The organism is Streptomyces sp. NPDC085866 (assembly GCF_044541035.1).
Taxonomy (GTDB): domain Bacteria; phylum Actinomycetota; class Actinomycetes; order Streptomycetales; family Streptomycetaceae; genus Streptomyces.
Genome location: NZ_JBITSQ010000008.1, coordinates 441,073 through 453,206, shown reverse-complemented (window position 1 = coordinate 453,206; position 12,134 = coordinate 441,073). Strand labels below are relative to the sequence as shown.

Below are 12,134 nucleotides of genomic sequence, written 5' to 3'. Positions count from 1 at the left end.
CGGCTGTCACCCGACTGCCCCTGGATCACCGAGGAGACACGAGAACCGTGACGGACATCGTCGACGAGCTGAAGTGGCGTGGGCTGTTCGCCCTGTCCACCGACGAGGACGCTTTGCGCAAGGCGCTCGCGGACGGTCCCGTCACGTTCTATTGCGGTTTCGACCCGACGGCGCCGTCGCTGCACGTGGGGCATCTGGTGCAGGTGCTCACCGTGCGCCGACTCCAGCAGGCCGGGCACCGGCCGCTGGCGCTGGTCGGCGGCGCGACGGGCCTGATCGGTGACCCGCGCCCCACCGCCGAGCGCACGCTGAACGACCCGGAGACGGTGGCCGGCTGGGTGGGCAAGCTGCGCGCCCAGATCGAGCCGTTCCTGTCCTTCGAGGGCGAGAACGCGGCGGTCATGGTGAACAACCTCGACTGGACCGCGAACCTCTCCGCGATCGAGTTCCTGCGGGACATCGGCAAGCACTTCCGCGTCAACAAGATGCTGACGAAGGACTCCGTGGCCCGCCGTCTGGGGTCCGACCAGGGCATCAGCTACACCGAGTTCAGCTACCAGATCCTGCAGGGCATGGACTTCCTGCAGCTGTACCGGCGGTACGGCTGCACGCTCCAGCAGGGCGGCAGCGACCAGTGGGGCAACCTCACGGCCGGTCTCGACCTGATCCACCGGCTGGAGCCGGACGCCGAGGCGCACGCGCTGGCCACCCCGCTGATGACCAAGGCGGACGGCACCAAGTTCGGCAAGACCGAGGGCGGCGCCGTCTGGCTCGACCCGGAGATGACGACGCCGTACGCGTTCTACCAGTTCTGGCTGAACGTGGACGACCGTGACATCTCGAAGTACCTGCGGATCCTGTCCTTCAAGTCCCGCGAGGAGCTGGAGGAGCTGGAGCAGCAGACCGAGGAGCGTCCGCAGGCCCGTGCCGCGCAGCGCGCGCTCGCCGAGGAGCTGACGACACTGGTGCACGGCGCCGACCAGACGGCCGCCGTGATCGCCGCGTCCAAGGCACTGTTCGGCCAGGGCGAGCTGACGGAGCTGGACGAGCGGACGCTGGCGGCGGCGCTGTCCGAGGTGCCGCACGTCCAGGTGGCCGAGCTGGGCCAGGTGGTCGACCTGTTCGCCGAGGTCGGCCTGGTGGCCAGCAAGTCCGCCGGGCGGCGGACCGTGAAGGAGGGCGGGGCCTACGTGAACAACGTGAAGGTCACCGCGGAGGATGCCGTGGCCGCCAAGGAGGACCTGCTGCACGGGCGGTGGCTGGTGCTGCGGCGGGGCAAGAAGAACCTTGCCGCGGTGGAGGTCACCGGCGCTTAGGACGGAACGAAGGGCGGCTCCGCTTCGAGGGGCCGCCCTTCGTTGTGTCCGCCGTCAGACGGTCTGCTGTTTCCTCTTGCCCAGTGTCGCCATGTAGAGCCTGTCCACGGCGAAGACGATGATGATCGCGGCGATGAGCTGGAAGGCGTGCCGGCTCCAGTCGATGCCGCGGGTCTGCGCGACGCCGAGCGCGGCGGCGATCGCGTTGCCGGCGACGGCGCCCAGGATGCCGCAGATGGTGGTCAGCCAGAGGGGGCTGTGCTGCTTGCCCGGGATGAGCGCCTTCGCGATGAGGCCCAGTACGAATCCCACGATGATCGCCCACAACCAGCCCATGGCTGCCTCCTCGTACGGCTCGACGTGAGCACTACGGTCAGTGTGGGTCCGTGCGCCGTACGGCGCACGTCGGGTTCACCCGTCAGCGGCAGGGCCGAGGACGTTCGCGCAGGCAGGGGGGCGACCCGGTCTCGTCGGGCGTGCGGCCGCGGCGTACCGTGGAGGTGTCCTGGTCCGGTTTCCCCGCCGGGCGTGGGCGCAGGTGCGGGCCGGGGAGAGTCTGCGGGCGGATGGTGGAGTGTGAGGCGCAAGCAGCACGGTGGCAGCGTCCAGGTGTTCCGGATCACCGGCGCCCGGACCGGGCTGGCCGAGGACGTGAGGGGCCGGCAGCGGCGGTACGTCATCTCGATGACGATCCGCACCCTCTCCGTGATCCTCGCGGCCTCGCTGTGGAACGTCGAACGGTACGTCGCCGTCGTGGCGCTGGTGCTCGGTGCGCTCCTCCCCTATGTCGCCGTGGTGATCGCGAACGCGGGCCGGGAGCGGCCGCCCAATCTTCCGTCGACCTTCATCACCGCACCGACGCGGCCGATGATCGCGCCGCCACGCGCGGAGGAGGAGACGGCGCGGTCGGAGTCCGAGCGGCCCGAGGGGGCGTGACCACGGCGGACGCGGCGGTTGCGGCCGGCGGCTCCGCTCCAAGCTCAAGAAAAGCTCAGATCAATCATGCAGTTCCAGTGCCGGGCGACGGGTGACCCGTGACATACTGCGTACGCGCTCCGCATCCCCCGTCGGAGCGACGGACCGACGCCGGGCAGCTCCCCCCGTGGCTGCTCGGCGTCGCCTTGTTTACGGGGGCTCTGTGATACGGAACCAGTGACGAACCTGTGAGTGACGAGACCCCCATCTGCTCCGCCAAGGGCTGCCGTACCGATGCCGTGTGGGTGCTGGCCTGGAACAACCCGAAGATTCACACGCCGGAGCGGCGCAAGACGTGGCTCGCCTGCGAGGAGCACCGCGAGCATCTTTCGCAGTTCCTCGGGGTTCGGGGGTTCCTCAAGGACGTGGTGAAGTTCGAGGACTGGGAAGCCCCCGAAGGGTCCTAACCGCCGATGGCGGACATCGGTCGGTCCGGCTGAACGAAGGTCGGGTCGTCCAGGCCCGCTCCCGCCTTCTTTCCCCACATCGCCAGGCGCCAGATGCGGGCGATCTCCTCGTCGGGGGCGCCGGAGCGCAGGGCCGCGCGGAGGTCGGTCTCCTCCGTGGCGAACAGGCAGGTGCGTATCTGGCCGTCGGCGGTGAGGCGGGTGCGGTCGCAGGCCGCGCAGAACGGCCGGGTGACCGAGGCGATCACGCCGACCCGCTGCGGGCCGCCGTCCACCAGCCAGCGCTCCGCCGGTGCCGCTCCGCGCTCGTCCGCGCCCTCGGGGGTGAGGTCGAAGCGGGTGCGCAGGGAGGCCAGGATGTCCCCGGCGGTGACCATGCTCTCGCGCTTCCAGCCGTGCTGGGCGTCGAGCGGCATCTGCTCGATGAAGCGCAGCTCGTACTCGTGCTCCAGCGCCCAGGCCAGCAAGTCCGGGGCCTCGTCCTCGTTCAGGCCCGGCATCAGGACCGTGTTGACCTTGACCGGGGTGAGGCCGGCGTCGCGGGCGGCTTCGAGGCCCTCGATGACGTCCTTGTGGCGGTCGCGGCGGGTGAGGATCTTGAAGATGTCGGGGCGCAGGGTGTCGAGGGAGACGTTGACCCGGTCCAGACCGGCCGCCTTCAGGGCGACAGCGGTGCGCTTGAGGCCGATGCCGTTCGTCGTGAGGGACATCTGCGGGCGGGGGGCGAGGTCCGCGACGCGCTCGACGATGCCGACCAGCCCGGGGCGCAGCAGGGGCTCACCCCCGGTGAAGCGGACCTCCTCGATGCCGAGCAGGCGGACCGCGATGTCGATGAGGCGGACGATCTCGTCGTCCGTGAGCAGATCGGGCTTGGCGAGCCACTGCAGGCCTTCCTCGGGCATGCAGTAGGTACAGCGCAGGTTGCACCGATCGGTCAGCGAGACCCTCAGGTCGGTGGCCACTCGGCCGTAGGTGTCGATGAGCACGTGGGCCCCCTCCCTCGATCCGGAGCACTCATTTTCCGTCACTTGCGAGCCTACGTGAGACGACTGACATCGACAGCGACCTGATCTTACGAGGTACGGCGCAGCCGCGTCGTAGGACCGTACAGTCCCGAACGACGCGGCCGTCCGTACGAAGCTCAGTGCGCTCCGGTCCCGGTCAGGGACCTCACCTCCAGCTCCGCGTACTTGCCGGCGTCCGGGACCTCCTTCGACAGCAGAGTGCCCAGGGCGCCCAGCAGGAAGCCGACGGGGATCGAGATGATGCCGGGGTTCTCCAGCGGGAACCAGTGGAAGTCCACTTCGGGGAACATCGAGGTGGGCTTGCCGGACACCACCGGCGAGAACAGCACCAGGCCGACCGCGGTGACCAGGCCGCCGTAGATCGACCACAGGGCGCCCGAGGTGGTGAAGCGCTTCCAGAACAGGCTGTAGAGGATGGTCGGCAGGTTGGCGGAGGCGGCGACCGCGAAGGCGAGGGCGACCAGGCCGGCGACGTTCAGGTCGCGGGAGAGGGCGCCCAGGACGATCGAGACGGCCCCGATGCCGACGGTCGCGTAGCGGGCCGCGTTGATCTCCTGCTTCTCGGTGGCCTGCCCCTTCTTGATGACGTTGGCGTAGATGTCGTGGGCGAAGGAGGAGGACGAGGCCAGGGTCAGGCCGGCGACGACCGCGAGGATCGTGGCGAAGGCGACCGCGGAGATGGTGGCCAGCAGGATCGCGCCCCAGCTGGAGTCCACTCCGCCGAGGTGGAGGGCGAGCAGGGGGGCCGCGGTGTTGCCCGCCTTGTTGGAGGCGATGATCTCGTCCGGTTTGATCAGCGCGGCCGCGCCGAAGCCGAGCGCGAGGGTCATCAGGTAGAAGGCGCCGATCAGGCCGATCGCCCAGATCACGGACTTGCGGGCGGCCTTGGCCGTCGGGACCGTGTAGAAGCGGATCAGGATGTGCGGCAGGCCTGCGGTGCCGAGGACCAGGGCGATGCCGAGCGAGATGAAGTCCAGCTTGGTGGTGCCGGTGGCTCCGTACTTCAGGCCGGGCTCGAGGAACGCGGAGCCCTTGCCGCTGTTGTCGGCGGCCTTGCCGAGCAGGTCCGAGACGTTGAAGTGGAACTTCAGCAGCACCAGGAAGGTGAGCAGCAGGGCGCCCGCGATCAGCAGCACCGCCTTGACCATCTGGACCCAGGTGGTCCCCTTCATACCGCCGATGGTGACGTACACGATCATCAGGACGCCGACCAGGGCGACGATGCCGATCTTGCCGCCGTCGCTGGTGATGCCCAGGAGCAGCGAGACCAGGACGCCGGCGCCGGCCATCTGGGCGAGCAGGTAGAAGATCGAGACGACGATGGTGGAGGTGCCGGCGGCGGTACGGACGGGCCGCTGGCGCATCCGGTAGGCCAGCACGTCGCCCATCGTGTAGCGGCCGGAGTTGCGCAGCGGTTCGGCGACCAGGAGCAGGGCGACGAGCCAGGCGACGAGGAAGCCGATCGAGTAGAGGAAGCCGTCGTAGCCGAAGAGGGCGATGGCGCCGGCGATGCCGAGGAAGGACGCGGCGGACATGTAGTCGCCGGAGACGGCGAGGCCGTTCTGGAAGCCGGTGAACTGGCGGCCGCCGGCGTAGAAGTCGGCGGCGTCCTTGGTCTGCCGGCCGGCCCAGACGGTGATGACGAGGGTCGCGGCAACGAACACCGCGAACAGGGTGATGATCAGCGGGCGGTGCTCGCTCGCCTCGCCGGCGGCCAGCAGGGTGTGCTGTGCGGGGCTCATGCGCCGCCCTCCATCCGGGACTTGATGGCCTCGGCCTTGGGGTCGAGCGCGGCCGCGGCGTGCCGCGCGTACCACCAGGCGATGAGGAACGTGGTGAGGAACTGGGCGAGGCCCAGGACGAGGGCCACGTTGACGTTGCCGGCCACCTTGGTGCCCATGAAGTCGCCCGCGTAGTTGGAGAGCAGGACGTACAGCAGGTACCAGGTGATGAAGGCGATGGTCAGGGGGAAGGCGAAGGAGCGGTGGGAGCGGCGCAGTTCACCGAACTCCGCGCTCTGCTGCACCTCGGCGAACTCCTCGGTGGAGGGAAGGTGGGCTTGGGGTTTCGCAGGGGGCGGTGTCTCGGTAGTCACGGAGTCTCCTCGCGTCACGGACATGCGCTTTCTGACCTCACAGGGACATGGATCACATTACAGGGAGTCACTGACTGACTCCTTTGAGTGATCACAGCGGGGGCACGATCCTGCTGGGCCCTCCGTCCACGGTCACGGCGCCACGCACGGAGCGGTTCAAGTCCGCCTGACCCTTTCGGAGATCAGCCTCGGGAGATAGCTTCGCCCTGCACCACCCGTCATGTACCTGCCCGAGCACCACCTGTGTCTCGGGCGGTTTTGTATCCGGATGATGTGGAGATCCCATGGCTCATCTGCGCTCCAGACGCCGGCTCGCGCTCGCCGTGCCGGTCGTTCTGTCGCTGACCGCCTCGCTCGGTTTCCTGCCGACGGCGGCCTCGGCGGCGACCCCCGCGGCCACGGCGGCGCGGGCGGCGGACGGCCCCAACCTCGCCTACGTGGTCAACACCGGCACGGACCGCCACACGATCGAGTCCGTGCAGCAGGCCATCACCCGCAACGGTGGCACCATCGTGGAGAGTTACGACCGGATCGGCGTGATCGTCGCCCACTCCGCGAACCCCGACTTCGGCCCGCAGATGCGCGCCGTACACGGAGTGCAGTCGGCGGGTGCCACGCGGACCGCTCCACTGACCGCGGCGGGCACCACGGACGAGGGCACGGTGCAGGTCCTGTCGAAGGCGCAGGCCGCGAAGCTCGCCGACGGCGCGGCGGCCGGCCAGGAGCCCCTCGAGGCCGACCAGTGGGATCTGCGGGCGATCGGCGCCGACAAGGCCGCGACGATCAACCCGGGCAGCAGGAACGTGACCGTCGGCGTGATCGACACCGGCGTCGACGACACCCACCCGGACATCGCCCCGAACTTCTCCGCGTCCCAGTCGGCGAACTGCGTGAGCGGCAAGGCGGACACGACGTACGGCTCCTGGCGGCCGGTGGACGCCGACCACTACCACGGCACGCATGTGGCGGGCGAGATAGCCGCGGCCCGCAACGGCATAGGCGTGGCGGGTGTGGCGCCCGGGGTGAAGGTCGCGAGCATCACCGTGGCCCAGCCGGACGCGAACTCGCTGTTCTACCCCGAGAGCGTGGTCTGCGCCTTCGTGTTCGCCGCGGACCACGGCATCGAGATCACCAACAACAGCTACTACGTTGACCCGTGGCTGTACAACTGCATGGACGACCCCGATCAACGTGCCATCGTTGACGCGGTCAACAGGGCCCAGCTGTACGCACAGCGCAAGGGCACGCTCAACGTGGCGTCGGCCGGCAACTCCAACCACGACCTCGACGCGGACTCGATCGTGGACACCTCCAGCCCCGACGACTCCACCGCCACGAACCGGACGATCGACCCGCACGAGTGCTTCGACGTGCCGACCCAGCTGCCCGGTGTGGTCACCGTGAGCGCGGTGGGCGTCAAGGGCACCAAGTCGTACTACTCCAGCTACGGCCAGGGCGTCGTCGACGTGGCGGGGCCGGGCGGCGACAAGTACCAGATCCCGGACACGCCGTCGAAGAACGGCCGCATCCTGTCCACGCTGCCGAACAACCAGTACGGCTTCCTCCAGGGCACGTCGATGGCCTCCCCGCACGTGGCCGCCGTGGCCGCGCTGCTGAAGTCGGCCCACCCGCACGCCACCCCCGCCCAGCTGCAGGCCCTCCTGAAGGCCCAGGCGGACAACCCCGGCTGCCCGAGCGACCCGTACGACGGGAACGGCGACGGCGTCGTGGACGCGACCTGCGTCGGCGGCAAACGCGTCAACGGCTTCTACGGCTTCGGTGTCGTCAACGCGCTGCGCGCGGTCGACTAGCACGTCACCGGTCTGCCACCGCTGACGGACAGGTCCCGCTGGAGTCTCTCCAGCGGGACCTGTTGGTATGAGGCCCAGCAATAATTGATTCAATCAATGATGCATAGTGCAGTCATGACTGAAATCAAGTACGCCTGGGACGCGGTGGGCGGCGATCCCGCTCTCGGGTCGCGTGTGTCGGATGTCGTACGCCGGGGGGTGCTCGAAGCGAGGCTGCCCGTGCGGGAGTTGGCGCGCGCCTGTGTGGGGGCGTGCGCGCTGGCCGCCGCCGAGCTGGGGGCGCGGCGGGCGGGGCTCGCCGAGGTGCCGGAGGTCCGGGTGGACGACGGTGCGGTCGCCGCCGCCTTCCACAGCGAGCGGCTGCTGCAGGTCGACGGGCGGGCTCCGGTCGCCTTCGCGCCGCTGTCGCGGTTCTGGCGGACGGCCGACGGCTGGGTGCGCACCCACGCCAACTACCCGCACCACCGGGCCCGGTTGCTCGGCGCGCTGGGCCTGCCGGCGGATGCCTCGGTGGAGGACGTGGCCGCCCGGCTCGCTGAACTTCCCGCACTGGAGGTGGAGGAGACGGTGTACGGCGCCGACGGCCTCGCCGTGGCGCTGCGCACCCCGAAGGAGTGGGCGGCGCACGAGCAGGCCGCCGAGGTGACCGCCCGGCCCCTGGTCGAGCGGGAGCGGCTGGACTCGGTGCAGGCGCGCGTGCTCCCCGCGCTCGATGCGGCCACCGCTCCCCTGCTGCCCGCCACCGGGCTCCGCGTCCTCGACCTGACCCGGGTGCTCGCCGGGCCGGTCGCCACCCGGACGCTGGCCCTGCTCGGCGCGGACGTACTGCGCGTGGACGCCCCGCACCTGCCCGAACTCGCCGACCAGCACGCCGACACGGGCTTCGGGAAGCGGTCGACGACGCTCGACCTCACCACCGACCGCGACACCTTCGAGGAGCTGCTGGCCTCGGCGGACGTCGTGGTCACCGGCTACCGACCGGGCGCCCTGGACCGGTTCGGGCTCTCCCCGCGGGCCCTGGCCGAGCGGCGCCCCGGGCTGGTCGTGGCGCAGGTGTCGGCGTGGGGCGCGTACGGGCCCTGGGGCGGTCGGCGCGGCTTCGACAGCCTGGTGCAGGTCGCGACCGGCATCGCTGTGACCGAGGGCTCGGCCGGGCAGCCCGGCGCGCTGCCCGCGCAGGCCCTGGACCACGGCACCGGCTATCTGCTGGCGGCCGCCGTACTGCGGGCGGTGACCGAGCAGTCGCACGACGGAGGCAGCCGGCTCGTCCGGCTGGCGCTCGCCCGGACCGCGCGCTGGCTGACGGACGGGATCCGGCCCGACCCGGCCACCGACGGCCTCGCGTACGAGGGACCGGACGCCTGGTTGGCCGAGACGGACAGCCCGCTCGGCCGGCTGCGGCACGCCCTGCCGCCGCTGTCCTTCACGGGCGGCCCCGCCGGCTGGGCGCGTCCTCCGGTGCCGTGGGGTTCGGACCCGGCCGTCTGGTGGTGAGTGCAGGGGCGGCCGGAAACGTATGTATGGCCGGAATGCCGTAGCCCCAGTTGTTTTCCGGGACTTGCCCGGTTCTGTGACGGCTGGCGAAGATCGCGGGGTGACCTTGATACGACCGGGTGCCGACGCCGCCGACGCGAACGGACCGGCGCGCCGGTCCGGCACCGGCCGGGCCGTCGCCGTCCTGGTCCTGGTGGCCCTCGCCGCCCTGGTCCCGCTGCTCGGCCCGTCCGCGGCGCTGCACGGCACCGGGGAGGCCGCCGCTCCCGGCGTGGGCGGCATCGCGCTGCTGCGCGGGGTGCTGTTCGCCGCCCTGTGCGTCCCGCTGGGCGAGCTGCTCGTGCTCCGGCTCGCCCGGCGCCTGCCCGATGCCCCGGCCGAACGGCCGCGCAGCTGGGCCCCGTTGGCGACCGGTGCGGGGTTCCTGGCCGCGCTGGCCCTCGCCTCGGTCGTCTCCACCGGCAATCTGGTCCCGCACAGTCTCGGCCAGATCGACGTCGGCGGGCTGTACGACTCGCGCGACGGCAGGCTGGCACTGCTGGAGGTCAACGCCTTCCTGCTGGCGGCGCTGTGCGCGCGCTCGCGCCGCCCGGCGGCCCAGGCGTGGCCGCTGGCCGCGGTGGTGGTCGCGGAGGCCCTGCGCGCCCACCCCACCTCCGAGCACGGCCCGCTGGTCGGCTCGGGTCTGACACTGGTGCACCTGACCTGCGCGGCGCTGTGGGCGGGCGGCCTGCCGTCCGCGCTGCGGACGGTCAGGCTGTGGCGCGGCGACGCGGCCGGGGCCGCGCTGCTGGGGCGCTACGCGCGCGTGGCCGCCGTTCTGCTCGCGGCCCTCACGGTGACGGGCGTGTGCAGTTCGCTGCGGCGCATGCCGGCGGCCACGGTCCTGGACCAGCTGACGACGACGGCGTACGGACGCACCCTGCTGGCCAAGGCGATCCTGGTCGGCGTCGTCGCCGTGCTGGCCCTGTGGGCGCGGATCCGGCTGAGCCGGGCGGCCGACCCGCTGACCGCCTACGTGCCCGCGCGGGCCGAGGTGGTCGCCCTGGGCGCGGTGGTCGTGGTCTCGGGCCTGCTCACGGCGCTGCCGCTGCCGATCCGCTGGTCCTAGCGGGTCACAGGTCGTTGGTGACGAGCACCTTGAGGGCGGTGCGCTCGTCCATCGCCTTGTAGCCGTCCGGCACGCCCTCGATGCCGACGGTCATGTCGAAGACCGGCGAGGGGTCGATCGTGCCGTCGAGGACGTCGGGCAGCAGGTCGGGGATGTAGGCGCGGACCGGCGCGACACCGCCGCGCAGGGCGATGTTCCGGTCGAACATGACGCCGAGGTCCAGGCCGGTGCCGCTGCCGTGGGGGACGCCCACGAAGCCGATCGCGCCACCGTCGCGGGTGATGTTCACGGCCGTCCGCATGGACTGCTCGGTGCCGACGGCCTCGACGACGGCGTGCGCGCCCTGGCCGCGGGTGAGTTCCCGGACGGCCTCGACGGCCGCGTCCCCGCGCTCGGCGACGACGTCGGTGGCGCCGAAGCGGCGCGCGATGTCGGTGCGGACCTCGTGCCGGCCCAGCGCGATGATCCGCTCGGCGCCGAGCCGCTTGGCGGCCAGCACCGCGCACAGGCCCACCGCGCCGTCACCGACCACGGCGACCGTGGCGCCCGGGCGGGCGCCCGCGCCGAGGGCGGCGTGGTGACCGGTGCCGAGGACGTCGGAGAGGGTCAGCAGGGCGGACAGCAGGTGGTCGTCGGAGGCCGCCTCCTTGGGCAGCTGGACCAGGGTGCCGTCGGCGAACGGCACGCGCACCGCCTCGCCCTGCCCGCCGTCGTAGCCGACGGAGCCCCAGAAGCCGCCGTGCTCGCAGGAGGTCGTCAGACCCTCGCGGCAGTAGTCGCAGACGCCGTCGGACCACATGAAGGGCGCGACCACCAGGTCACCGGGCCGGACGGTGCTCACCTCGGAGCCGGTCTCCTCGACGACGCCGAGGAACTCGTGCCCGATGCGCTGTCCCGGCTGCCGGGCCGCCTCGCCCCGGTACGCCCACAGGTCGCTGCCGCAGATACAGGCGCGCAGCACCCGCACCACGGCGTCGGTGGGCAGCTGCACCATGGGCTCGGGGACGTTCTCCACACGCATGTCGTACGGGGCGTGGATGGTGGTGGCGCGCATGGCGAGGGTCCTTCTCGTGCGGGTTTCGTGCAGGGCGCGCTCAGGGGGTGGTCGAGCGCACTTCACGGTACGCCGTGGCCGCGGGGAGCCGCGCGACCAGGGTGCGGATCCGCTACACGCCCGCCGCGCCCAGCAGTGTCCCCGCCACGTACGTCACCCCCATGGCGAGCGCCCCGCCCGCCACGTTCCGCAGCACCGCGCGCCTCGGGTCGGCCGCTCCCAGCCGGGCGCTGCTCCACCCGGTGAGGACGAGCGCGGCGAGCACGCAGACCACGGTGACCGGGAGCCGCCAGGCGGCGGGCGGCAGGACGATCGCCAGGAGCGGCAGCAGAGCGCCCACGGTGAAGGCCAGGAAACTCGCCCAGGCCGCGTGCCAGGGGTTGGTCAGCTGGTCCGGGTCGATGCCCAGCTCCACGCGCGCGTGTGCCCTCAGCGCGTCCCGTGCGGTGAGTTGCTCGGCGGCTTCACGGGCCACCTCCTGGGACAGCCCGCGCTGCCGGAGGAGCCCGGTAAGCTCCTCCAGCTCCAGCTCGGGCTGTTCGCGCAGTTCCCGCCGCTCCAGGGCCAGTGCGGCCTTCTCCGAGTCGCGCTGCGTCGACACCGACACGTACTCGCCCGCCGCCATCGACATGGACCCGGCGAGCAGGCCGGCCAGGCCTGCGGTGAGCAGGGCGGCGCGGGAGCCCGTGGCACCGGCCACGCCGACGACGAGGCCGGCGGTGGACACGATGCCGTCGTTCGCGCCGAGGACGGCCGCCCGCAGCCAGTTCAGGCGGGTGCCCAGCGCATCGCCGTGAGCCTCGTCATGGGTTGGTTCCGTCACAGCAGGGAGGATCCCACCCCGGC

The 12,134-nt window shown here is 71.5% G+C and carries 12 protein-coding genes; 6 read left to right on the top strand and 6 right to left on the bottom strand.

Going from position 1 to position 12,134, the window contains the following annotated elements:
- Positions 1–47 precede the first annotated feature (47 nt).
- Positions 48–1,316: a tyrosine--tRNA ligase gene (tyrS, locus tag ACIF83_RS22890; protein ID WP_399729388.1), complete on the top strand. Its 1,269-nt coding sequence runs from the start codon at positions 48–50 to the stop codon at positions 1,314–1,316.
- 54 nt (positions 1,317–1,370) lie between these two features.
- On the opposite strand, the gene ACIF83_RS22885 is transcribed toward tyrS, so the two are convergent.
- Entirely contained in the window at positions 1,371–1,652 is a 282-nt protein-coding gene (locus tag ACIF83_RS22885) for a GlsB/YeaQ/YmgE family stress response membrane protein (RefSeq protein WP_393482166.1), read from the bottom strand.
- Positions 1,653–1,844: 192 nt separating this feature from the next.
- Between ACIF83_RS22885 and ACIF83_RS22880 the strand changes: the two genes are divergently transcribed.
- Both ACIF83_RS22880 and ACIF83_RS22875 read left to right on the top strand, forming a co-directional pair.
- On the top strand, positions 1,845–2,252 hold the full coding sequence (locus ACIF83_RS22880; protein ID WP_393482163.1) for a DUF3099 domain-containing protein: 408 nt from the start codon (positions 1,845–1,847) through the stop codon (positions 2,250–2,252).
- Positions 2,253–2,479: 227 nt separating this feature from the next.
- Positions 2,480–2,698 (top strand): hypothetical protein, encoded by a 219-nt coding sequence (locus ACIF83_RS22875; RefSeq protein ID WP_393482160.1) that lies wholly within the window; start codon positions 2,480–2,482, stop codon positions 2,696–2,698.
- Here the strand turns inward: ACIF83_RS22875 and moaA are convergent.
- The 3 genes from moaA to ACIF83_RS22860 all read right to left on the bottom strand — a co-directional run bounded on the left by moaA (position 2,695) and on the right by ACIF83_RS22860 (position 5,818).
- On the bottom strand, positions 2,695–3,684 hold the full coding sequence (moaA, locus tag ACIF83_RS22870) for a GTP 3',8-cyclase MoaA (RefSeq protein WP_393482156.1): 990 nt from the start codon (positions 3,682–3,684) through the stop codon (positions 2,695–2,697). The genes ACIF83_RS22875 and moaA overlap by 4 nt on opposite strands.
- A 155-nt stretch (positions 3,685–3,839) precedes the next feature.
- Complete coding sequence (locus ACIF83_RS22865; RefSeq protein ID WP_393482153.1) at positions 3,840–5,465, bottom strand: cation acetate symporter; 1,626 nt, start codon at positions 5,463–5,465, stop codon at positions 3,840–3,842.
- Positions 5,462–5,818 carry a DUF485 domain-containing protein gene (locus ACIF83_RS22860; protein ID WP_399729383.1) on the bottom strand — a complete coding sequence of 119 codons (357 nt, stop codon included), beginning with the start codon at positions 5,816–5,818 and terminating at the stop codon, positions 5,462–5,464. The genes ACIF83_RS22865 and ACIF83_RS22860 overlap by 4 nt, the downstream gene beginning before the upstream one ends.
- Positions 5,819–6,102: 284 nt before the next feature.
- Here ACIF83_RS22860 and ACIF83_RS22855 point away from each other — a divergent pair, with 284 nt between their 5' ends.
- From ACIF83_RS22855 to ACIF83_RS22845, 3 genes are all read left to right on the top strand, one after another.
- Positions 6,103–7,629, top strand: coding sequence for a S8 family peptidase (locus tag ACIF83_RS22855; protein ID WP_399729380.1), 1,527 nt, complete (start codon positions 6,103–6,105; stop codon positions 7,627–7,629).
- Positions 7,630–7,743: 114 nt separating this feature from the next.
- Positions 7,744–9,123, top strand: coding sequence for a CoA transferase (locus ACIF83_RS22850; RefSeq protein WP_399729377.1), 1,380 nt, complete (start codon positions 7,744–7,746; stop codon positions 9,121–9,123).
- A 100-nt stretch (positions 9,124–9,223) separates the two neighbouring features.
- On the top strand, positions 9,224–10,234 hold the full coding sequence (locus tag ACIF83_RS22845) for a CopD family protein (RefSeq protein ID WP_399729374.1): 1,011 nt from the start codon (positions 9,224–9,226) through the stop codon (positions 10,232–10,234).
- A 4-nt stretch (positions 10,235–10,238) separates the two neighbouring features.
- Here ACIF83_RS22845 and ACIF83_RS22840 read toward each other — a convergent pair whose 3' ends face one another.
- Together ACIF83_RS22840 and ACIF83_RS22835 are read right to left on the bottom strand one after the other, a co-directional pair.
- Positions 10,239–11,288, bottom strand: a complete 1,050-nt coding sequence (locus ACIF83_RS22840) for a zinc-dependent alcohol dehydrogenase family protein (protein WP_393482139.1) — start codon at positions 11,286–11,288, stop codon at positions 10,239–10,241.
- A 112-nt stretch (positions 11,289–11,400) separates the two neighbouring features.
- Positions 11,401–12,111 (bottom strand): VIT family protein, encoded by a 711-nt coding sequence (locus ACIF83_RS22835; protein ID WP_398138671.1) that lies wholly within the window; start codon positions 12,109–12,111, stop codon positions 11,401–11,403.
- Positions 12,112–12,134 lie beyond the last annotated feature (23 nt).